Annotated in this window: 18 protein-coding genes and 1 pseudogene; 5 read left to right on the plus strand and 14 right to left on the minus strand. The window is 38.0% G+C overall.

The annotated features are described in order from the left end of the window. Positions 1-430 precede the first annotated feature (430 nt). The 5 genes and pseudogenes from OQ279_RS14875 to OQ279_RS14895 all read left to right on the plus strand — a co-directional run bounded on the left by OQ279_RS14875 (position 431) and on the right by OQ279_RS14895 (position 6,136). Positions 431-1,846 carry a GspE/PulE family protein gene (locus tag OQ279_RS14875; RefSeq protein WP_266070796.1) on the plus strand — a complete coding sequence of 472 codons (1,416 nt, stop codon included), beginning with the start codon at positions 431-433 and terminating at the stop codon, positions 1,844-1,846. After that, the gene (locus OQ279_RS14880; RefSeq protein WP_266070797.1) at positions 1,846-4,008 is read left to right on the plus strand and encodes a type II secretion system protein GspD; all 2,163 of its coding nucleotides are present in this window, start codon (positions 1,846-1,848) and stop codon (positions 4,006-4,008) included. Before OQ279_RS14875 ends, OQ279_RS14880 begins: the two co-directional genes overlap by 1 nt. Then, on the plus strand, positions 4,008-5,228 hold the full coding sequence (locus tag OQ279_RS14885) for a hypothetical protein (protein ID WP_266070798.1): 1,221 nt from the start codon (positions 4,008-4,010) through the stop codon (positions 5,226-5,228). The genes OQ279_RS14880 and OQ279_RS14885 overlap by 1 nt, the downstream gene beginning before the upstream one ends. Continuing rightward, a complete protein-coding gene (locus tag OQ279_RS14890) occupies positions 5,212-5,724 on the plus strand; it encodes a hypothetical protein (protein ID WP_266070799.1) in 513 nt (170 codons plus the stop codon). Before OQ279_RS14885 ends, OQ279_RS14890 begins: the two co-directional genes overlap by 17 nt. A 48-nt stretch (positions 5,725-5,772) precedes the next feature. Beyond that, positions 5,773-6,136 (plus strand): annotated as a pseudogene (locus OQ279_RS14895) (helix-turn-helix domain-containing protein). A gap of 30 nt (positions 6,137-6,166) precedes the next feature. On the opposite strand, the gene OQ279_RS14900 reads toward OQ279_RS14895, so the two are convergent. The 14 genes from OQ279_RS14900 to OQ279_RS14965 form a co-directional block, all read right to left on the minus strand. Further along, positions 6,167-6,508, minus strand: a complete 342-nt coding sequence (locus OQ279_RS14900) for a hypothetical protein (protein ID WP_266070800.1) — start codon at positions 6,506-6,508, stop codon at positions 6,167-6,169. 6 nt (positions 6,509-6,514) lie between these two features. After that, positions 6,515-10,744, minus strand: coding sequence for a DUF6443 domain-containing protein (locus OQ279_RS14905; protein WP_266070801.1), 4,230 nt, complete (start codon positions 10,742-10,744; stop codon positions 6,515-6,517). 1 nt (position 10,745) lies between these two features. Further along, positions 10,746-14,228 carry a hypothetical protein gene (locus tag OQ279_RS14910; RefSeq protein ID WP_266070802.1) on the minus strand — a complete coding sequence of 1,161 codons (3,483 nt, stop codon included), beginning with the start codon at positions 14,226-14,228 and terminating at the stop codon, positions 10,746-10,748. Positions 14,229-14,726: 498 nt separating this feature from the next. Next, a complete protein-coding gene (locus tag OQ279_RS14915) occupies positions 14,727-15,140 on the minus strand; it encodes a hypothetical protein (protein WP_266070803.1) in 414 nt (137 codons plus the stop codon). A gap of 482 nt (positions 15,141-15,622) precedes the next feature. Further along, positions 15,623-16,054 (minus strand): hypothetical protein, encoded by a 432-nt coding sequence (locus OQ279_RS14920; protein WP_266070804.1) that lies wholly within the window; start codon positions 16,052-16,054, stop codon positions 15,623-15,625. A gap of 180 nt (positions 16,055-16,234) precedes the next feature. Next, entirely contained in the window at positions 16,235-16,369 is a 135-nt protein-coding gene (locus tag OQ279_RS14925; RefSeq protein WP_266070805.1) for a hypothetical protein, read from the minus strand. Between the two features lie 555 nt (positions 16,370-16,924). After that, on the minus strand, positions 16,925-18,052 hold the full coding sequence (locus OQ279_RS14930; RefSeq protein ID WP_266070806.1) for a type II secretion system F family protein: 1,128 nt from the start codon (positions 18,050-18,052) through the stop codon (positions 16,925-16,927). Next, positions 18,043-18,513, minus strand: coding sequence for a PulJ/GspJ family protein (locus OQ279_RS14935; RefSeq protein WP_266070807.1), 471 nt, complete (start codon positions 18,511-18,513; stop codon positions 18,043-18,045). The genes OQ279_RS14930 and OQ279_RS14935 overlap by 10 nt, the downstream gene beginning before the upstream one ends. Beyond that, on the minus strand, positions 18,510-18,827 hold the full coding sequence (locus tag OQ279_RS14940) for a hypothetical protein (protein ID WP_266070809.1): 318 nt from the start codon (positions 18,825-18,827) through the stop codon (positions 18,510-18,512). The genes OQ279_RS14935 and OQ279_RS14940 overlap by 4 nt, the downstream gene beginning before the upstream one ends. Continuing rightward, a complete protein-coding gene (locus OQ279_RS14945; protein ID WP_266070810.1) occupies positions 18,815-20,062 on the minus strand; it encodes a hypothetical protein in 1,248 nt (415 codons plus the stop codon). The genes OQ279_RS14940 and OQ279_RS14945 overlap by 13 nt, the downstream gene beginning before the upstream one ends. After that, positions 20,063-20,527, minus strand: coding sequence for a hypothetical protein (locus tag OQ279_RS14950; protein WP_266070811.1), 465 nt, complete (start codon positions 20,525-20,527; stop codon positions 20,063-20,065). Further along, entirely contained in the window at positions 20,528-21,466 is a 939-nt protein-coding gene (locus OQ279_RS14955) for a hypothetical protein (protein ID WP_266070813.1), read from the minus strand. 1 nt (position 21,467) lies between these two features. Further along, the gene (locus tag OQ279_RS14960; protein WP_266070814.1) at positions 21,468-22,193 is read right to left on the minus strand and encodes a hypothetical protein; all 726 of its coding nucleotides are present in this window, start codon (positions 22,191-22,193) and stop codon (positions 21,468-21,470) included. Positions 22,194-22,609: 416 nt separating this feature from the next. Then, positions 22,610-22,948 carry a hypothetical protein gene (locus OQ279_RS14965; RefSeq protein ID WP_266070815.1) on the minus strand — a complete coding sequence of 113 codons (339 nt, stop codon included), beginning with the start codon at positions 22,946-22,948 and terminating at the stop codon, positions 22,610-22,612. Positions 22,949-22,950 lie beyond the last annotated feature (2 nt).

Here is a 22,950-nt window from a genome sequence, read left to right on the forward strand (position 1 = left end):
TATCAGGATGTAAAGGAACGGGCTGTATGGTGGTTTCTATTCCCTCTGTTCACTTTAATAGCAGGTTACTTCCATTTTACTGGAAGCCTTTCCTGGCTTTTTCTACCCAACATTGTTTTTAATGTCGCGGCTGTTGCAGGAATATGTTTGATGGCATTCTTGTATGCTCATTATAAGATGAGGGTTAACTTTCTAAAAGAGGCTATTGGTTTAGGAGACATTTTGTTTTTTTTAGGTCTGGCAGTATCTTTTCCTTCAGAAACTTTTCTAATCATCCTTGTTTTTAGCATGATTTTTTCCCTAGGACTCCATGCCTTTGTTTCCCGAAGGAAAAAAAATGAGACGGTGCCCCTCGCGGGATATGCCTCCTTATTTTTAATATTTATCTATTTGTGCAGTTGGTCCGGACTTTATAAAAACCTGTATTTTATTGGATAACCAGTTTCACATCCCGGTATCTTTAAAGCAGCTGATAACGGCAAATCAGGCTTTTCATCACAGGATTGTTCCTGTAGAAAAGCGGGAAAATAATGTCATTTTTCGAACTGATGCAGAAAACCTTTCCGAACTGGAACAGGAACTTCAAATACTTTTGGGCTATGATGTAAAGCTTGAGAAGGAAACTTCAACTACCTTACAATCATACCTCTCCCTCAATTATAGGCAAACTACAACTGCAGAAACAGAAGAACTGAACTATAAGAATAATTTTCTGCAACAACTGCTTCAAACCGCCAAAGATTACGGTAGTAGTGACATCCATTTAGAACCATATGAGGACCGATGTAGAGTGCGCTTGAGGTTGGACGGAAAATTAAAAGAACAATTCTCAATTTCTTCAACCGAGTATCCACAAATCATTAACCAGATCAAAATCCAGGCTGGATTGGATATTTCTCAAAAAAGACTTTCTCAGGATGGACGAATAACTGTAAAGTCTGCTCTGGAAGATTTTGATATTAGGGTCTCTACATTGCCAACACTCCACGGGGAAAAGATAGTGCTTCGTATTCTTAAAAGAGATGCTGAAGAAGTGAGTTTAACTGACCTGGGATTTACGGAAAAGGAACTATCTCTCTACATGGAAGGGATCAAAAAACCAAACGGGATTATACTGCTCTCCGGTCCTACAGGATCTGGAAAGACTACAACTCTGTACGGCACACTTAAAATACTGAATCAGGAAACCACTAACATACTCACCATTGAGGATCCTATAGAGTACACTTTAGCAGGAGTTAATCAGGTACAGCTGAAAGAAGATATAGGATTTGATTTTCCGGCGGCATTAAGGACTTTTCTTCGCCAGGACCCCGATATAATAATGGTTGGGGAAATAAGAGATGAGAAAACGGCCACGATGGCCATAAAAGCTGCCTTAACAGGACACCTGGTACTTTCTACCATTCACACTAACTCGGCCTGGTCTACCATTTCCCGGCTTATCGACATGGGGATTCCTTCCTATCTCATTTCCAGCACCCTAAACCTCAGTGTGGCCCAGCGCCTGGTGAGAAAATTATGCAATAACTGTAAACAAGCGGCAGCAATTAAAGAAGCCGCTTTGCCAGAAGGTTTTAAAGTTCCTGTAGAAATGACTGAACATTTTTTACCGGTAGGCTGTCCAACCTGTTTTCATACAGGATACCAAGGAAGAAAAGCAATTTATGAAATCGTGCCGATTACCAAAAGTCTTGAACCATCAATAAGGCAGAACGAAGCTGAAATTGATAGTTACTTTTTAGAGAAAAATTTATCCACGCTAAAGACCAATGCTATTCGGATGATCATTTCAGGAGAAACCTCTATTGAAGAGGTTTATTCCCTACTAAACAATGAAAACTAATGTCCTACAAGAAGTATATATATATCATTTTTCTTATCCTTAGCCTGAAAGCATTTTCCCAGAGTGACAGCAGGATTAATTCCATTGAAAATCAACTTGAACTTCTTAAAGTTGACCACCCGGAATTTGAACAAAAAGTGAATGTGAATATAAGCCATACCACTTTATCTAATTTACTGCTGGCTATATCCAAGGTTCATGGGATAAACCTGAATGTTTCTCCTCAACTTGAGGAAATAAATGTTATTAATAATTTTTCGGATGTAAACATTACAGATTTACTCGTTTTTCTTGTAAAGGAATACGATCTCGAAATTCAATTCACCGGAAACATTATTTCCATCTCTAAATATCAACCGCCGGTACAAATTCCTGCGGAAAAGGAAGTTGTTGCTCAATATGATCCTTCCCTCAATGTCTTGAGTTTAGATTTACAAAATGATCCTCTTGAAAAAGTATTTAGAAAGATCACCGATGTATCCGGCAAAAATCTTGTTTTCGCTCCTGGAATGGAAAACCTCCCACTTTCGATTTATTTTGCTCGTGTACCTTTCGATTCGGCCATGGAAAAATTGGCTATTTCAAATAATCTTGAGGTTACTCAATCCAGGGATGGCTTTTTTATTTTTAATCCTATAGAAACTGGTGGTGAAAGATCTTCAGCCAATAGGATCATCAGCCGAGAAGATAACTTCAATTACAGCATCCTCGATCCTTATAAAAAGGTTTTAAAAGTAGATTTTAACAATATTCCTGCAGAAGATATTATTTACACTCTTGGAGACGACCTGAACCTAGATATTTTCACAGCCTCCTCGCTTACCGAAATGGGAACCGTCACTGTTAATGCTGAAGAAATATCTTTTGACAATCTTCTAAATAATATTTTTGAGAGTATCAATGCTGGCAGGTCTTCAGAAAGTCTTCAGCAGGAAGGTCGTCTAGATCAAAACATGCTAAGGAATGAGTTCGGCAACAACCTCGGAAGCTCCGGAAATTTTACCTATAAAAAGGAAGGAGATCTTTACTTTTTTGGAACTGAAGACCAACTCGCACTCAAGCAGGTGGAGGTTATTCAAATGATGCATAGGTCTATTGAAATGTTAAGCAATCCCTCGAGAAGTAATCAAAGCAGACGGGCAGACCGGAATAATTTTATGGCTGCAAACACCAATTACTATCCCGGAAACAATCAAAATTTCAATGGCGGGAACATGTCACCGTCCAATAACAACAACTACAGAAGCTCCGAAACTTCAAGTGAAATCAATACAGAAGGTATTCAGAAAATTATTCCAGATGAACTGATGGCAGGAATTGATGTGAAGATAGATTCAGAATTAAACAATTTTGTTGTGAGCGGCCCGGCAGCAAGAATTGAGAGATTTAAAAGTTTCGTACAGTACATCGATAAACCTGTGCCGGTAATCCTTATTGAGGTAATGATCCTGGAAGTGAACAAAACCGCAATAGTAGAAACAGGCGTGTCTTTTGGTCTTGGCGACGAAGCAGTCCAAACAGAAGGAAGAGCTTTCCCATCTACTGATATGGAGTTAGGTGCACAAACTGTAAACCGTATAATAGGTGGTTTTGATGGGTTTGGTTCTCTGAATATGGGAAAAGTGCTACCTGAATTCTATATGAACATTAAAGCTATGGAGACCAATGGAAATCTGAAAATTCTATCTACTCCTAAACTAAGCACCCTGAATGGACATAAAGCACATCTCTCCAGTGGAGAAACAACATACTATGCAGTAACAAGCCAAAGTTTCTTCGGTTCTCAGATACCGCAGACTTCAGAAGTAACCAATTATTACCCCATTGATGCCGAACTTGCCTTAGAAATTATGCCATTTGTATCGGGGGATGGTGAGATAACTCTTGACATTAATGTCATCCAGTCCAATTTTAACGGGGAGCGTATAGCGGAAGATGCACCTCCCGGAATGAATAGTAGGGAGTTCTCCTCTATCATCAGGATGCGCGACCAGGACGTGGCTATCTTGGGAGGAATTGAAGAACGAACAAAAGATGATTCGGGTTCAGGAGTTCCGGTATTGGCACGTGTTCCTGTTATCAAATGGCTGTTCAGTGAAAGGAGGCGGCAGGATTCAAAGAAGAAATTAAACATTCTTATTAAACCCACAGTAATCTACTAATGATCTCGGCTTTTCTCTCATACTGGAACTATGGCAGAAGATTCTGCGGAATAGAATATTATTCTCCTTCCAATGATACTTCCAGAATTTCTGTACTAACGGCTATTAAAAAAAATAATGAATTTGAAGTAGAGGAAACTTTTGAGGCAAATAAAGTTTTAAAATGTGCCCGAAAGCTTAAAAAAAATCAACATGCATTCCTTTGTATTACAAGCAGCCAGGTACTTTTAAAGGAAACTACAACTACAGGGACCGATGCTAAAGTGGTCTCCTCAGCCTTTCCTAATGTGGAGCTGAATGATTTTTATTACGAGATCCTTCATAGTTCTGAAGGAAGCATAGTAGGCCTGTGCAGAAAAAAGATGGTTCATCAGATTATTTCTTCCTTTGAAGAGCAAAATATAAGGATCATTGGGTTTTCCCTGGGGTTCTTTTCTCTGCAAAATTTGCTCGGAATAATAAAGGAACAGGAAGTTCGTTTGCCCTCTTTTATCCTCCATACAAATGGTAGAGAGATCATCTCCTTTGACAGAGCAGGACAAGGAAATGAAAATACCAATTTCAACATAGGAGACACGACAATTAATTACAAGTTTTTACTTCCTCTTGCATCCCTGTTTAATTATCAATCTGGAAACGTATATTATACTTCTAATTATATCACTAAAAACCTTGAACTAAAAAAGGAACATCATCAAAAAGTTTTCTTCAGAAAAGGTTTGGCATCTGCCGTTATATTGCTCCTGGTAATGCTACTGATCAACTACCTGTTTTTCTCAACCTACTATTCTGAGCTTCAACAATTGAGCCGGAAGCATGAGATTGAAATTTCTCAGAAACTGGCTTATGATGAAAAATATAAAGAGGTACTTGAAAAGGAAAAAATTGTTGAGAATATTCTGAATAACAGCAATTCCCAAAGTAGCCTTTACCTTAACCGGCTAATCCTTACAATACCCGGTTCAGTACTTTTTGACCAATTAAATTATCAACCCCTTCAAAAGCAAATAAAGGAAAATGAACCTATAATAATAGAGAAGAATATCATTCTGTTAGGAGGAGAAAGCACGGATGAGGAGGAGTTCTCACTATGGATAAAAGATCTGGAAGATGTTACATGGATAGAAGAAGTGAAGGTTAGCGATTACGGCTATAGCTCTGCGGGAACTTCAAAATTTCTTCTTATATTAAAATTAATTGAAGATGAAGCAGTCTATTAAAAACGTTTTGCTAATAATAGGCTTCTTTCTGATGCTTATAGTAGCTTATCAATACTCTTTTTCAAACACTCTTGAAGTAAAAAGAGAATTAGACAGTATAAAGAAACAGGTCGAGCAAAAATCCGGATCACTCCAAAACATAAATTCTCTGAAGGAAAAAGAAGCTTACTTTGATGCTTTTATTTCTGAAAACAGGATTGGGAATTCCTCCCTTCAAAACAATCTATTAAAAGTTCTTAATGAACATGCAGGAGAAAATTCCTTCAAAATTATTAACTTTAAAGAACCTCATGTTAAGGCCAATGACATCAGCATTGTGACGTCATTTCAATTTTCCTTAGAAGGAGAATACTTGTCTATAGAGGAAGTTCTGTATAAATTAGAAAAGGACTACAGCTTTGGTTCTTTATCTTCTATAAGTTTTGAGCGAAAGAAGGATTATCGCCTACACAAAAACTTTTTGCAGTGTAGTGTGGTCGTGCAGAATGTGGAGTGATAACTTGTTTACCACTATGTCCAAAACAATTTATGCGATCGATTATTAATCACCTGGAAGCCACTATTCTTACACAGAATATCTCGCATTCGTGAACTACGAGGAATGAAGCAGGAAACCCTCGCCGAAGAGCTCACAGCAAAGTGTTTCCCATATCGAGCAGAGTGAGACTATTGAGGAAGAGTTACTGCAACGGGTTTCTAAGGCTTTAGGGGTTTCTCCCGAGGGCATTAAACGTTTCTCTGAGGAAGCGGTGATCAATTACTTCAACAACTTCAATGACAGTAGCGAAGGTACATTTAACAACCACTGCACCTTTAACCCCATCGATAAAGTCGTGGAACTCTATGAACGCCTGGTACAGGCTGAGAAAGATAAAGTTTTGTATTTGGAGAAGTTGCTCAATAAATAATAAAATCCCTGCCAATTGGCAGGGATTTTATTATTTAAATCCTGCATATATCAAATAGCTAACAAAAACTAAAGAAATCACAAGATATATTATAACTGTCCAATTTGCAATTACTGCTCCATTATCAATGTTTGATAAAAATCTCTTATTTATAAAGTGAAGTAAAAAAGCCAAAATTGCTACTTCAATAATTAAAACAATAGTTTGTATTATTGCTAATCCAGTCAAATTTTCTCTAAGCTCTCCGTTCTGCCACCTTAGACTATCTGGTATAATTTTGCTGTTTATATAGGTGTTTGCATAAAACAAAAACCAAAGCGATATTATCTGATAAATAATATTGTAGAACGCATATGTGATATAAGTGAACATAACTTTTTACTTGTCTTTATCTTCCCTTGGGAATGGTCCCGCAGATTCTGATGTACCTATTTTATTAAATTCATCCAAAGTATAGGTTTGGTCTCCTACGGTAACACTCTGGAATATACCGTTATCATTGATTCCTATAATTAAATCGACTTTTTCTACTAGTTCTTTATCTGAATCCGCTAAATCGCCCGCAGTTCCAAATGCTGCTGCTCCAGCAAGATGAATAACATTACCTTCACTATCTTCTATTAGTCCCTCTGTTGCTGGAAATTGTTTACTCGATAAGTCCAGTGTTACAAATACCTGTCCTTTTTCTAAATTTTCTGTAATTGAAATTGCTGAACTTACTTCTATATCAGGTGCTGCACCTAAAAATGCGGGATTTGAGCCAGCAAATTTAGAACTCAATGAAGCTGTAGCACTTCCAATACTATTCGTTCCAAACTGTGGATCAGATATTCCGCCTTTATTAGTTGCCGTACCAACATTTCTCCCATTCCAATAGGTGGGATCACTTGTAGGTGTGCCTCCGGAAAAAGTCCTTGCGGTTGGGTCAATTGTAAAATTTTGTTGAATCCTTGATGTAGCGTTCAAATTAGTGGAAAATCCTCTTTTATCATCATGAAAGCCTGTTCCTTTAAATGCTCCTTTAGGTGCAAAAGCTCTTACGTGGAAAGTATAAGGAAAAGCTCCGTCTGGGTCTAGAAACAATATCGGGTTATTAAGCCCATAAACGTATAGCGACCAAGATGGTAATTTGTGTGCCAATGGATCAATGTTCATCCACCTACCAAGAGCAGGATCATAGTTTCGGGCAGAAACGTCATACCAATCCAAAATATTCCCGGAAATATTCTCGCTTTGCAGCTCTTTCCCCCCAAAACCATAGCGTTTCGCAGCTGCATTACCATAGGCACTGCCTCCGCCTCCACCATTATAACCCTGGTGGGTTAGTCCAAAGGGATAGTAGTTTTTCTCCTGGATGATTTCCGTTGCAGGATCTATCGAGCCATTGTGATCACCATCAGTATAGCTTAAACGCACATTTCCGAGATGGTCTTTATAATTGTATATATAATTGAACTGGCCGCCATCATAGGACACATATCCTTCGGGATGGCTAAAAAACTGCAACGTTCCGCCTTCGTAAATAAAGTTGCCGGCATAGTCCGTAGTCTTTCCAGGGATTTCTTTTCGGAGTTTAACTCCGGTAGCATCGTAAGTGTATTTGATAACCTGGCTACTGGAATTATTGAACTTCACCTCTGTGGGCAGGTTCAAATGGTTGTACTTAATTCCGCCGGCCAGAATCCCCTTATTAAGGTCGGATGTTAAGTTGCCATTGGTGTCGTAAGAATAGTCATTCCCTGTATTAGTACCATCCATAAATCCTTCTTCTCTAACATAGGAAGTGCCATTATCCGTAACTTTCTTTAATTCATTACCTAAATACTGATATTTTAAATCATCTATTAAATAATAATTTGCTTCACCTCCCCTTTTTAAACGAGTCAAATTTCCATTCTTATCGTAAAATGTTTCTAATCTATACTTATAAGAGGAGTTATTATTAAAAAAATTATTAGCATAAGTTAAACGATTCATACTGTCATATTTATAGCTATATGCTCGATTGACATTACTGGAACTGGCAAGTTTATCATTTGCAGTTAACCACATAGCTTCGCTTATATTTCCATTGTATAATGGAACAGAACCACTAAGTTCAGTATTGTTATAAGATAATCCAAATGTAAAAAGATCATTACCAATATTTTCAATATCATTGATTGTTTTGAGCCACCCCCTGATGTTATACGTATAGGCAATATCTTGTAGCCTTGAACTACCGGTATTCCCCACCCCCTTTATCTTTAGGTGCCCCAATTCATCATAGGTGTTTTCCACAATTACCTCTTTACTACTGCTGCCATTAATACTCTGGCTGTGTTTGGTCAATCGGTTCACATGATCGTATTCATAGTAATCCCTAAGAACAATAGTGCTCCCTCCAATCTTTTGGTGGGTACTTTTTGTTTCCTCTATATTCCCTGTGAAATCCAGCTTATGTTCCACAACATCAATGGTGTTAAGAAATGAATTTACTGTTTTGCTCCAGATAATCCTGCCTTTATCATCATAACCATTAACGGTCTCTATCCATTTAGTAGTTCCCAGAACTCGCACCTTAGTTCCTGTAGTCAATCCTTTTGTATTAATCCCCTTAACAATAGTATCTCCAAAAACATTGGTATTGGGAAATGTAAAGCTGGGGTTAAAATTATAGTCATCATAATAATTAATCGTATACAGCTCTTCCACACCATTAGGTATTGCGGTATTGTCATAATACACCGACACTCCATCAAAGATAATGGCAGAAGAAATTCGCGCTACGTATTCATTATAATCATTAGGGTGATTTGCTCTTGCCTGTAAGCTTTCCCTGTCATGGGTACTGCTCTCAAACACCCCGGTATAGGCAATTCTTCCAAAAGCATCATATTTAGTAAAAAGCCATTCTTTTGGATTTTTAGCCCGTTGCAGTGCATCCTGGGTGATCACAGGCTGATCCAGCTTGTTGTATACAATATGCTCCCAACCCTTTCCAGGGACCTTCTTCTCAATCAATCTATTCCTGCCATCATAGCGATATTGATAACAAAGCTCATTCAACTCCGTTGCATCAGGTTTGGCTGCAGAAGGCTCTGCTTTGGGAGGCAACACATAAGTTAGATTGCCATAATCATCATATACGTAATATGTATCATGGGGGGCATGCGCCTCTCCACTATCTGCCGTATCTCCATCCATATTAATATCCGAAGCCCCGTAGGTACGTTTTAGCACTACCCTTCCCTGCTTATCTTTAAATTCTTCTGTGGTATGATCCAATCTTGAAGTAGGAGTCCAGTTTTCATCCTTGGTAATATTCTTGTAAAGTTCTCCTGCCGCGTAATGTGTCGGAGAAGAATTGTCCAGCAATGGGACATTCGAACTCGATAAGTTTACCCGATACAATCGTACTTCATTCAGGGTATTTGTCAGATATTCAAATTTTACAGTATGGTCACCATCGCTAGTTTTATTCACCTTCCATGCTGCTCCCGGTGCTCCCTGCTCTACTACACGATTTAAGGGTGAGGCTTCAAAATGTTTTTCAGAATAAGGGTTAGGATTAGTACTGCTCAGCTCCACTCCATATGTAGAAAGATAATAACTATTGGTAGCAGTAACAGCATCACTTCGATAAATACCAGATGAAGAACCTCCAACAGCATAAGGAAGATAATCCTTATCCTGCCTCCCGTAATTATCATAACCTATATGAGTGACGATATCTTGATATCCCGTACCTCCCGACTGCTTTATCCCCACATGCTGCATCGGACGGCCAAGCCCATCATAATAAGTAATTTCCTCTATCACATCATCTGGCGTCGGATCTTCCGGTGAGGTCGTAAATTCCCTCTTATACATCCGGGTAAAGACATAATTCTCATCCGAAAAATCACCTGTCCCTATAGCATCGGGGCATCCATTCACAGACCCTGCAGTTGTTGGACATTGATCATCACTATTTGAAACATAATTTGCCGGTTTAGAACAAGCACTTTTGGAAATAGAAGGATCACCAAATCCATCCCCGTCATTGTCAGAATACCACAATGAACTCTGATTGATGATATAGGTTACTGAACGTGAACCACTCCATAAGTGACTACCGTTATCTCGCGCCCGAAGATAATATTTTGTCCCAGTGGTTCTGTTTATACTTAAACCGCTACTTGATGTACTAGTCCCGGTGCTGCTACTTTGCCAATACCACGTTACTCCTGATGGAGGAGAATTACGGGTTAACTTAGTATAACCACAATAATTTGTTACAATAATGGCAGACGGAGTCGAAGGTGGAGAAGCATTGCAATTATCCCATACCAAGGGTTCGGTATCATCACAATCCAGATTGTTAGAAACATATCCAGTAGGTTTAGTTGAACTTTGAGTAGACATATTAGGATTTCCGTAACCATCACGATCAATATCACGAAACCACGTATAACTATTACCTCCTCCGCCAGGCTCACCAGGTGGGGGTTCTATTGGCTCCACCATCATTAAATGTAATTCATTAGTGCCTGCTTCAGAATTATTCGATTTTTCCTCCTTTTGTTCTTGACCAACTACAGGAAAGGCAAAAAAACATGCCAATATAAGAATTAATGCTCTTTTCATCTTAATTCTGTGTTTTATAGTGATAACCGTATTCTGAAATAATATTTTGATCCTGATCTTTAATAAATTCCAAACGATTAAAAGCATCGTATTCATAGTAGGTAGTTAGTCCCTTTGGATCGGTAGTACTTCTTAATCCAACCAATGGTTCATAGGTATAGGTGGTAATTGCCGATTCTTTAAGAGAAAGCTTGTTTCTTAAAAAATCTATTTCTTCTAAGTTCTGTTCATTAAAAGTATCTAAGTAATCTTTATCCACATTTAGTGCAGAAGCTACATCTGAATATGTGGCATTTTCAATTCTGGCTATAGGATATTGACCGTTATATCCCCATATATAAACAGTCGTAGGGCCACTGAAATGAGAAATTTCGACCGGATTACCTTCTAGGTTATATCTTTTGTAAATCAAACGGACGTCAGAAGAAATATTAAAATTTTTAGTACCCTTTAAAACTTCAATATCTTTCGGTAAGACCATTCCTTTGTATATTGAAAAGTTTGTACGGTGCACTACCTTCGATACGGTGTCATTTGTATTAGTAACTAAATCTGTAATTTGTATTGGAATTCCAATTAAATTATCCCGATTCTTTTTCATTTTGTTAACCGCCTCTAATTCCGATAAGGTTAGAGGATGGTGTCCCATAGAGTTAGAATCCTTAATATCCTCGGAGTAAAGCAAACTTTTAATTACTTTTTCCCCTTTACTATTTATTATTTCCGTTCTCGAAATTTGCATATGGTCGGGATTATCATATAAATATTTTTCTTCAGTCGTTATAGAGTCAATACCGTCTTCATCATAATCAGTTCTTGTCTGATAGTCCAAATAAGTCCAATTAGATAAAGTTTTGTATTCCTGAATATCTAGATTATCAATTAGTTCAGGATAAACTATCGTTTTAGGAAGGGTTCCGCCAAAACATGGATGTGGAATAACCAACAATTTATTATTACTTCCTGATGCGTAACATTTGCCACTAGTGGTTGACCACCAATGGCTATGGTCAGCAGCACAATAACTTTGAATATGTTTTCTATTTAAATCCTTTTCCGTGCATTCATAGGTTATATCTCCCGAAACCATACCCGTTCTCTCATATTTCTTTCTTATAGAATAAGCATAAACTTCATCATATAATCTAATGTCCTTCTTATAAAAATTTTCTGTTTTCCTTACATTTATAAACCCTCCATTTGATCCTTTTTTAAAGCTTAGTTTCTTTTTTAAAAATCCATTATCCCATCCAAAATTAGTATAAGGAGATTCTTCAATCGGTTCTCCATATAACGGATTACCCGGATAGTCAGAGTTCACGATAAACTGATGTTCCTCCCCTCCTTTCTCAAAGCTCTCTCCCCCATAACTAATTGTGACGAATTCATAATATGTAGAATTAACACCCTGAGTTTTGTATAAATTTCGTATACTGTTAGAACTTAGATGCAAATAATTGAAATTATAATAGCCGCCTTGACCATTCTGACATAATTTTCTTTCAATATTTTTGGATAGATAATAAGGTCTTACTCCTGGATTAGCAGATGATATTGTCAAAGACTCCTTTTTTCCATAATAAATTTTCTTATGTGAATTCTGTTGGTCATCAGAACCTTTAGTAACAATACTTTTTAGCCTTAGACCCCCAGAGGGCACATTAGCTTGAATTATCTCAGCAGGATCTTTATAATATGATATACGTGCACTCGCATATATGCAATTAAATCTCAATGTAATTTTGAATTTATAATTTTTACCTTTTTCAAGTTGAGCGTTTAAATTTTCAGAATTGTCTGGTCCTACTAAATAGCTTTTACCTAAATTAATTCTTCCTCCTAAACTGGTGTATTTATATAAATTGATGAAATTTCCGCTTTTGACTTCTTGAATAGAAAATTCTACTTTTGATTTTTTTACATCAAAATTCTGACTACAAACGTAACTGTTAAAGTGAGCACCTGCTAAAATTTCAATTTCCTGTTTCATTGGGCTGAATACCGTCTTCTCATCAGAAAATTCCCCCATCTGTGAACTGTTAGTTTCCTGAAAAAGTCTGACGATATCCTTAGGAGGATAATTTAATTCCTCCCTACTTTCAGAGTTTTCTTCATGTTCAAAATTAGTGGAACCTTTCGTTGGATAGGTTACCTTTTTTAATAATCCTTTTTTCGCAAATAAGTAATTTGGCGATTTATCAGCTCCTATATTATGTGCTTTTAATTCATTTGGAATATTCTGCCCCAAAGTCTTAGGATTAGGAAACCAATAAGACGAGTTAGTTTTTCCATTGTAGTATCCCCAATGATCTTGACTTTTTGATAATCTAGATGGAAATCCTTCTGGGTCATCATATACGAAGTTGTATTTTTTATCAGGATCAGAAAAAACAACCTCCTTAAGAAATACCCTTTGATTTTGCGTAAGTAAATAATTTAACCTAATAGATTCTACTGTAATTTTCTCTGAATTGTTAAATATTATTTTGTCTATCAACCCAAATCCCAAGGTAGGATGATGGATCCCATTACTAAATGTCACCGAACCTGAGGACGGCGAATTACTGTTGATCTCCAGGAGCTCCTTTCCCACATGCCTTAAATTATTCTTTAAAGAAATATCATTTCCTGGATAAACAACCGGTCCGCCAGCAGTAGTACCACATACATATTGACCAGAAGGAAACGGAACAATGAATGTTTGGCTTTCGGAAACAGTATAAGAAAATTGATTGCTTCCATATATGAAATTAATTATGTCTCCTTTAGGATGTTCTATTCGTGATAAATACCAAGCTGTAGTTCTAATTAAACCTTGTTCAGAATGTCCGGCTCCAGAAATTCTGCTAAAAGACTCTTCTTCTTCTAAAAAAATATATTTTACGCCTACAGGGGTTGTAATTTGAAAACCCCTAATATCATTCTCAATAACCGTTTCTATTTTTAAAGATGACTTAGGAATCTGAACAATTTTTTTATTGTTATCCACTACGAACCTTCCAGAATGTCCAGAAAAATTAAAGGAGTATAAATCCCTTTCTGTGTCAAATTCCCCACGACCCGCCTCATAGAAAAAATCCATAGCAATCGGACTATAAACCCCAACATCTGAAATTTCCTTTTCTGGAAATAAGTAATTTCTTTGATCATCTGGTTCGTCTCTGACTATTCTTGTTATAACCCCACCTGCCACCAGATTCCAATCGAGTCCGACATTAGAGGATATTTGATCAACCTTTACTCCATTAGAACTATAGCCGAGATAAATTGGAACGTCAAGGTTACTTGTCCTATAATTCCCTAATGGAACAGAAACCTGTGTGGTACCAGTAAAAAGACCTACATTCTCCTGACCATATTCTCCTAGGTGGTATGCTGTTGGGGAAGGAAGAGTAAGGTTTGGGATTTCCACATTCGTTTGAGCAAACATATCAGTGAAAAGTAAAACAAAAATAAAAACTAAAATTTTTCGAGTAATAATCATAGAGACATTGTGTTTTTGGAAATGGCAAATTATGAACTCCCCTCACTGAATACCTAATGAAAAACCATATACTTTTTACGGTTTTAAGATAATATATGTGAGGTAATATCGAGTTAGTTCTAAAACCTTCAGAAATCACAAATCTTTGAAACTGTTAATCTATGGGTTTCGCTAATAGCTATAAATTGCTCAGAAGAGAATTTTTCTTCGCTGAAATCCTGAAGAGCATCAAGAACACGAGCACCTTCCCAAAGAGGACTAGACCCATATTCCGTATGTGATCGAAAACCTGATCAAAGCTGTAAAACTAAAATCCATTGCTTTACCCCAATATTTTGATTTCATTTTCTTTAGCTTATCGCGCTTGCTGTAAACTCTCCATGTTGTTCTGTCAGTAACTTTCCGTTGAAGAGATATATTTGTGCCCGGACAGGAATTGAACCTTTTCAATATTATGTTGACCAATCTACTTGACGATTACGGATGCTCGTAAATGATTCACATTTCGAGCTTTTTAGTTGAGCTTTTTCTCAGAACCTGTAATATAGGTGATGATCTTAAAAGAACTAAGATCAAGTGTGTTTGAATATTGATATTCACTCTAATATTTCCTGTGCCTTTTATGACCACCACACGATCATAACCCACATATGAGCCATTTGTAAATTCAACGTGGGAATGGGGCGCCATGAAAGTATCTATCCCAAGGTAGGTCTCCAATTCTGCCAAAGAAGTTGCATTTTGAAATCCTGATTTCTTCATTTTAAAGACAGCATATTCTGGCAGTCCCATTAAACTGCCTGTAAAATAGTTATACTCAATTAATTTCTCTCGTCCATATTCACCCCTTAAAATTTGTTTTGATATTCTAAGACCTCCCCCTTTAATGCCATTAAATTTCATTGAGTTCATAATAATATTTATTAATTCCACCAGTAGGTAAGATCATGCTTTTTAAAGAATATGCTTTAGCATAACTCAAATTTGAAGTCAATGAAAAATTTCCAGAAAGAGGGATTGCTGAACTACTATAAAACGGTGTAACCTTACCATGAAGAAAGTAATATTTTGGCTCTGGAGCACCCAATGACGCATTATAGGACCCATTGTTGTATCCCAGAAAATCATGCGCTTAAGAGTTTCGAGGGGGATGCAGAACGGCAGTATCATAATTGAACGAAAATCCAGGTAATTGTTTTCCATTCTTATCAACTTCATAAACACGATCCAGATTAAGTCTTTTCGATTGTGGTTTTGTGTTATCTATATTGGATTGAAAATAACTCTGTTGCAAATTTATTTACTTGACCAGATTACCTCTCCAGTCTTTTACCAAAATCTCCGTTAGAGCTTTTTCTCCGGGATTATCGCTCCGTGAAGAACCATAAATAAATTCAACCTCCCCCCTGACTAAAAGTTATTTTTTTTAATCTCTGCATCAAAGGATAAACAATATGATATGGCTTATTCCCGAAATTAAAGTCAGCTCCGCCTCCATATTCACCTCCCTTTATCATCTTTTCATCGAAGAAGTAATTGGAATATGACTCGTACTCAACAAGAACAGATCTTCCTGAATTAGGGTCAGAAATTTTGTTTATTCTATATGATTCTATTTTATAGATATTTCCAGAAGAAGGGCCGTGATATCTTGAAATTTCAGGCGTAGCAAAATTATACTTCAATCCGTCTATTGATATAATTTCAATATTACTTAGACCAAAAATGTTTAATGTGCCCATTCTTTGGGTATAATCATTATAATAATTTTTAGATAAAACATCAAATATCTCTTCAATTATGTTGCTCTTATGTTCTAGCTCCACTACTTTTGGAGAGTTTAAACTTGCAACAGTTCTTGCGTTATCACCAGCTTTATAATGTCTTTCATGAATGTAAGTAGTGGAAAGACCGGGGGCATTTACTACAAAATGATCTGGTTTCCCATCGTTTTCTGGATTAATTCTTCCCTGTATTCTCGAATCATAAGGAGGTGTATAACCAAGTCATCCTGCCAGAGACATTACATCCCAATCTTCATTGATGAACATTGGTAAACGAAAATCATTCATTCCTTTAATCATTCTCGTTACCATACCTCCTGCATTCAAACTCCAGTTTAAACCCACATTGGAAGCCATATCATGCTCTTTTACCCCGGAAGAATTGTATGATAGAGAAATTGGGACTTCGATTTTCCGCTCTTGTATCGTGAAAATCGGAATCTGAATATTTGCTTTTTCCCGTATAATGTGAAACGGGTACAAAAGTATTTTTTTGAAAAGCCGCTACATCGGGGGGGGGGCTGTTCAAAAGGATTAACAATAATATTTGAAGCAGTGTATAAATTACTATTCAAATTGGTACCATAATGATCTTGAGCCTGAGCCAGTATTCCAACAAATAGAAAGATATAGAATAATATTTTTTCATCGAATTGAACATTCAAGCCGAACAAATGAATACTTCTTACTTTCTTCCGGCCATTAATTATTAGAAACAAATATATTCCCTCCTTCTACGTTGGAATTAAAATAAACCGTACAATTTTTACGGTTTATTTTAATTCGGTCCATAAATACAGCTCCTCCTTATTACCCATATAGAATTGTCTACAAAAGATTAAATCCTGAAAATTTATGGGAAATGATAAAGAATATTTTATTAGAAGCAAGCAATCTTTAAAAATCTATTTATCACCCAATCACACTACTCAACCTAAACATTGGCAAATACATGGCTATAAGAATTAACCCCACAATAAAGCCGACCATGAGCGTCAGGATGGGATTGAGGATATTGGTGATAGTTTTCGATTGATATTCTACTTCCCGGGAGTATTGGTCATAGAGTTTTTTAAAAACGTACTCCGTCTGGTTGGTCTCCTCGGCTACCTTGAGCAGGGCGATCATCTTTTTATCGAAAAGAGGGTGCTTTTTAAAACTTTCGCTCATCCGCTGACCCTGGAGAATATCGGCTTCGATGGTTCGGAGGCTCTCCTGAAGCGGATGAAAATTCACCATCTCCCGCACCATGGCCAGACCATTTACTACCGGGATCTTTGAATTGGTGAGCAGCATCATCGTGTGGGTGAAGCGGGTGATATATATTTTTCTTACGTACTCCCCAATGATTGGAAGTTTGAGAGAAATTTGACCGCTGTACTTTCTAAACCATTCCTTTTTTCTGCTGGCTCTTAGACCCACAATTAAAGCGGCTACCCCAAAAAATATGTACATCCCGTTTACCTCGAGGAGATGGGAAGCTTTCACGATCACCTGTGTCAAAAATGGCAGTTCCACGCGGTTTTGTTCGAAGATATCCTCAAACATGGGCACCACGTACTTTAGCATAAAAAAGACCACTATGAACGCCGTGAAAAGCACGATGATGGGATAGGTCAATGATGACATTACCTGCCGTTTCTGTTCATTCTTGCGCTGGTAGTATTCGGCCAGGTCATTGGTAACGAATGTAAGCTGACCTGTTTGTTCTCCGATTTTTATTGCCCGGTACTCATACGGTGTAAAGTTCTTATCCTTCTCCATGGCAGCCGCAAAAGAACTACCCCTGAGGATCTCCTCGTTCAGCTTGCTTATGATCTTCTTGTCATTCTCCTTCTGGGATTCTTCAATCAGATCCAGGGCCATTTTTAAATTGACGCCAGACTTCAGGAGTACCGAAAGCTCTGAGTAGAATTGCTCTTTTTTCTTATCAGAAAAAGTCTTTCCAAAGAAATTGATCTCCTTTTTGAGGAGGGAATCCAGGGATGCAGTGGATTCAGATTTCTTGCGGGGCTGTACCTGTTCGATCTTTATTCCCATGAGTCAAAGAAGGTTTTTGCATCATTCTTTTTCGAAATGAATATGAAATGGTTATCGGACATATTCAGAAATAGCTTTACTGCATCTACTTTTCCTTCAGAAACAGCATTGCCTAAAAAGAAAAACTGTATTTCCTTAACAGGAACGGGTAGCGTGTCTTGATTTCGAAAGAAAAGTTTTTCAGAAAGAGTATAACTTATGGAGTCAATAGGATTTTTTAGGCGTAACTCGCCTAATCTCTTATCGAAACGAATTTCGTGGAACCTGTTGAAATCAATGCTGATTTGCTGCCTTAAATGCTGCACTTCAGTTGTGGCTTCATAATTTTCTTTAATTGCTCTCATATTCTTTTGCACCAGGTCAAGAACCGAAAAAGCCATGCCTACTACTATAGCACTTATCACCAGAACCACAAGAATCTCGGTAAGCGTAAAGGCAGATATTTTGTTTTTCTTGTTCAATGCTCTAACTTTAATTCAGACTTACTGCCATTTCTCAAATTCTGCACTTCTAACTGCAGCTTTCCGTTTGCTTCTTCAGCGGAAATTGTCCAATAAGGACCTTCTTCATAAAAAGGTAATTGTAACTTATCATGGGTAGTTAAATACTTCACTTCTTCAAGCCTGTTCTGAAGTAGGTTGTCATCGCTCTTCACCGAATTCAGAAACACATTATTGAAGCTGAAACTTGCGATCATGAACACCACTACAATGATCACTGAAGCGGTTAAAGTCTCCACCAGGCTCGCTCCTCTTATTTTTTTTAGTACAACCATGCCGCTACTTTCTTTTCCTGCCCGTCCATTACAAGTCCGCTCATTTCCTGCTTCATTCCATTTGTCAGGATTCGACCGTTATAGATATGGTTTATATAAAGAGACCCCCCTCGGTTCGCTACACAATATTTTGTGTAAAGGCTACCGAGCACTTTCCCCCTAATATCTGTATAGCCTTCGCAGTAGATCGTCCCTTCTACAAAGGAATTTTCTGCGAGCAAAAGGTCAAGTTTCGGATTGGTTTCTTCGGAAGCATCCAGAAAAACGAGGTTCCCTTCCAAAACGCTATGCTCTCCAATTTCAATTTTTGGTTTGTAAGACGATTCAGGATTAATTTCTACTTCTTCTTTTGCAGAAACGACTATAGAGGATGGATAATTCAATTTTACATTTTCCTGAAGAACTGCCTCTTCAGCAATAACATGGACATTCCCCCGGAAGCCACTCCGAAAAAGCACTTTTGGAGCCACCAATAGTACCTGGTCCAGCTTTGCGAAGGGAGTAACTTCAATCTCGCGGAGGCTAATAATGAGAATATTTCCTGAAAGGGATTCATTAATCTCAATTTTGTCCTCCTGATATATGACCTGCCGTTCATTAAAAAAAGAATTGGTCCTGTCCTCCAGGCCTATCACTATCGCACCTGCTTCCGGAATGAACTTCAGCATGTTTTGCACATAGAACCGCCACTCAGGATTTAATTCAGGTAATTCAGAAGGGCTCTCAAACCTCCTTCCGTAGACAAGTTGATCGCCCGCATAATAATGCCCTGCAATACTTCCGGGTTTAATGATATCCTGTGAGGTAAAAGCATCACCTTCTATGCGGGTATTACCCGCCACCACTAAGGGAAGCAGGTTATCTTCCAAAAATAAACTTATTTTTTCCCCTCCGGTCCCTGCACCCAGTAGTGCCACCTTTTGAAAAGAAGTACTACCGGATCCTCCGCGGGAATGCGCAAGTTGAAAACATCCCCAAAAACTGTTCTTAACAAGCACAGGAATCTCTTGGATTAGGATCTCGAGAGAATCTGTCAGCTGAAGGTCGGCTTTAGCCAGATATTCGATTCCCTTATTGGAAGCGTTAATATTCCTCAGAACCTGATCTGACCTGACCGAGAAACTACTGTAGGTGTGAGTAAACAAAAGAAAGGCGCTGAGAAGCAGGGCAACGATCACGGATACGAGGAGTGCAAACTGCATGGCAGATGCCCTGATTTTATGCCCGCTTTTCATTTATCCGTTCTTTTTAAAAATCTTTCTTTCTCCTTTGTATAGCAGCGTTACCTCCCCCGCCCTGGAGCCGATGATCCTGATCTCTTCGGCAACCTGATTTTTTTCCAGTATAAACTGTCTTCCATTTAGCTGGAGAATATGAACCTCAGAAGATTTTCCTGTGTCTGAAATCATTCCGAGGTAAGAAATGTCCGGCCATTCCACCTTTTCGGCACGAATTACAGGCCTTGCTTTAGCCTGCACCGGCTTTTTATAGTAATGTCCCAAGAAAGGATCTTTGTCTATTGGTAAAAGGGAAAAAGTATCCCTTTTCACTATTTTCACTTCTTCTGCCATAGTGCGCGGAGTTGCAGGAAGTATTACCGGCTCATCCTTAAAAGCACCTGCCATTTTATAAATAACAACTCCCCAGATGATGATCACCAGGGGAAACAACAGGTAAAGGCTGGTCTTGTTCTTTAGCATTTAAAGCTCTTTTTCTATGGTGAAAGAAAAGACCTCACTCCTCTCCCCCACATTGCCCGCGGAATCATAAGATTTCATAAACCAGTAGTAGGTTTCTTCCCTGTCCAAAGTAGTCGCATAGGAAGTGGTCACCCTCTCCTTCACCACAAGATCGGCTAGCTCCAGGTCTTTAAAAACAAAAAGACTGTCTATTTCCTCTGATCCCTCAACGCTGTTCCTATCCCATTCAAAAGTGACGGTGGGCAGGGAAAAATTTGCTTTATCTGCAGGGCGAAGCAGCGTAGGACTCTCGGGCGCCTTCGTGTCTACAAAGACGGTTCTTTCGAAATACAGGGTATTGCGGCTATCATTTTCGGCCCGAACTCTCCAGGTGGATTGTCCTTCGACAAAATCCATGGACAGGTGCGTTTCTGAAGTTGTTTTTTCAACCACCACCTCTTCGTTCTGAAGTATTTGCACCCGGTAAACCGTGGCTTCCTCTACTTCTCCCCAGTTCAACACGATATCACCGGAGCCCGACAGGAAATTGTTTGATGGTGAAAAAAGCTTCACCTGTTGTTCAGAAAAATCTTCAGTTGCTTTTACAGTAAATTCTGCGGAAGCATAGGTGGTAGTGAAGCCGGAATTAAGAGCTCTCACCCGCCACTCATAACTTCCCTCCTGCAGTTCTTCGGAAGTAAAATTTTCTTCTATAATTTCATCCACTACAAGTTGTTGAGGGGCATCAAAATTGGGAGCGGCTATTTGAAACTGGTAAGCAGTCGCTCCTTCCACAGCAGTCCAGTTGAAGGCAACCATTGAAGTTGCCACTGTAGTTCCTTCCACCGGAGCGAGCAACTCTACTTTTGAACCAGACAGATCCTCTTCCAGCAAAATTTCTTCGCAAGAGAAAAACATGAGAGGAAGGAAAAGTGCCAAAATAACTTTATTTTTTTTCATCTTACATCTTGTCAAAAACATCATCTTTTTTCAATTTCTTAGGATCTTTTACTGTATTGCCTGGACAGGAGCTGTTTCTTTCACGAAATGCCGCTATCAGCGGTTGCCTTCGGTTATTCTCTGCCCAGCAAAAAGCAGAAAACCCATATTCGAAGGACACCCCATCGCTGAACTCAATAATTTCTCTCGATTTATCCTTTTTAAGCAGTTCCAGGGAATAGCTGCTTTTTCTGTTATTCACCAGGTAGATCTCGGAAAAATTATCTATAGCCTGAGCAATTTCATCCGGGAAGTAAATATTTGTGGATGTGAGGATCACATTTTTATCGTTAGTTCCTAAATAGTTCCTGAGACTTGTGTTGGCGGGAGAATTGAGGGCATCAATTAATCCTATTTTATCAGAGATTTCAAATTTGTGATATTGAGGCCTGAGGTCTAAGGAATCAATAATCTCTAGCTTTTGATCCTTACTAAGAACCTTTTTATTGAATTTCCTCAGGCTGCTCCTGGTGAAGTTACCTTTCTTGACAGTAAGGCGGATTTTTTCTTCCAAATGCGGCACTCCGGCCTCTTTAAAATTAGATGAGGTCAAGTTCTCTGAATACGCACCTATCATTCCCGGAAAAGGCTGCGAAGACAGATCTGTAAAGGAATCACCTCCAAAAGAGACTGTTTTGCAGGATACAACTAATAGGATTATAAACAATAGTAAAAGATAATTTTTCATTTAATTGTTAGCTTAAACACGGAGAGTATCTAATGTCTAAAGGTAACTTACCCTTAGTGGGTGGAAGGAATGGAAAACCGTAAAAAAAGTAGGGTTCAAAACCCTAAAACAAAACAAGAAATACGGCTTTAGCTTAGAATAAAGGAATTATGAAATTTAAAGAAATGGGAAATACATGCTTCAATTTTTTTTTTCTTGTAAAACAAATTTTGAAGGCAAGATGCATAATAACTCTGAAGACAAAGAATAGAATAATAACAACAACATGCCCAGAAAAGATTTGTTTGTCCCGATAAAATTTAACCCTTATATAACCAATTCAACTTATACTTTAAAGAAAAATAGCTTGGAAACCCATCTCTTATGAGTTTGATACTCCAAATAAATATCCTCGAATATCACTTATTTCTATCTCTTTATTTCATTTTTAATTCTTGGTCTATTATTCCATATCTTCCATAAAAGGTTATTTCAATATTCTCTTTGTGAACTAGAACAACAATTGGATCTCCAGGTTTTAGTACCAGATCAATTCCCTCTTCACTTCCTTTTAACGGCGGATTCATCTCCAGATGATAATCATAGAAAATATTCCTATTCCGTGGCGAATCAAAAGCATATGAGGTAGGTCTTATTTCCGTTATAATCCCTTGAACCTCGTAAAAATCTTTTTCATTGTAATCCTCATATCTTTTCTGCTTTTTTTCACAAGCTATGAATACCAAAAGAATTATTAATAGTAATATGGTTCTCATAC

Origin of the sequence: Salinimicrobium profundisediminis (genome assembly GCF_026241755.1) — a bacterium.
GTDB classification, from domain to species: domain Bacteria; phylum Bacteroidota; class Bacteroidia; order Flavobacteriales; family Flavobacteriaceae; genus Salinimicrobium; species Salinimicrobium profundisediminis.

Coding starts and splice junctions, on each gene's coding strand:
- OQ279_RS14900 (WP_266070800.1), bottom strand. CDS start 6,508: ATGTTCACTTATATCACATATGCGTTCTACAATATTATTTATCAGATA.
- OQ279_RS14910 (WP_266070802.1), bottom strand. CDS start 14,228: ATGATTATTACTCGAAAAATTTTAGTTTTTATTTTTGTTTTACTTTTC.
- OQ279_RS14905 (WP_266070801.1), bottom strand. CDS start 10,744: ATGAAAAGAGCATTAATTCTTATATTGGCATGTTTTTTTGCCTTTCCT.
- OQ279_RS14940 (WP_266070809.1), bottom strand. CDS start 18,827: ATGGTTGTACTAAAAAAAATAAGAGGAGCGAGCCTGGTGGAGACTTTA.
- OQ279_RS14945 (WP_266070810.1), bottom strand. CDS start 20,062: ATGAAAAGCGGGCATAAAATCAGGGCATCTGCCATGCAGTTTGCACTC.
- OQ279_RS14955 (WP_266070813.1), bottom strand. CDS start 21,466: ATGAAAAAAAATAAAGTTATTTTGGCACTTTTCCTTCCTCTCATGTTT.
- OQ279_RS14890 (WP_266070799.1), top strand. CDS start 5,212: ATGAAGCAGTCTATTAAAAACGTTTTGCTAATAATAGGCTTCTTTCTG.
- OQ279_RS14930 (WP_266070806.1), bottom strand. CDS start 18,052: ATGGGAATAAAGATCGAACAGGTACAGCCCCGCAAGAAATCTGAATCC.
- OQ279_RS14925 (WP_266070805.1), bottom strand. CDS start 16,369: ATGGCTTCCAATGTGGGTTTAAACTGGAGTTTGAATGCAGGAGGTATG.
- OQ279_RS14880 (WP_266070797.1), top strand. CDS start 1,846: ATGTCCTACAAGAAGTATATATATATCATTTTTCTTATCCTTAGCCTG.
- OQ279_RS14965 (WP_266070815.1), bottom strand. CDS start 22,948: ATGAGAACCATATTACTATTAATAATTCTTTTGGTATTCATAGCTTGT.
- OQ279_RS14915 (WP_266070803.1), bottom strand. CDS start 15,140: ATGAACTCAATGAAATTTAATGGCATTAAAGGGGGAGGTCTTAGAATA.
- OQ279_RS14885 (WP_266070798.1), top strand. CDS start 4,008: ATGATCTCGGCTTTTCTCTCATACTGGAACTATGGCAGAAGATTCTGC.
- OQ279_RS14960 (WP_266070814.1), bottom strand. CDS start 22,193: ATGAAAAATTATCTTTTACTATTGTTTATAATCCTATTAGTTGTATCC.
- OQ279_RS14950 (WP_266070811.1), bottom strand. CDS start 20,527: ATGCTAAAGAACAAGACCAGCCTTTACCTGTTGTTTCCCCTGGTGATC.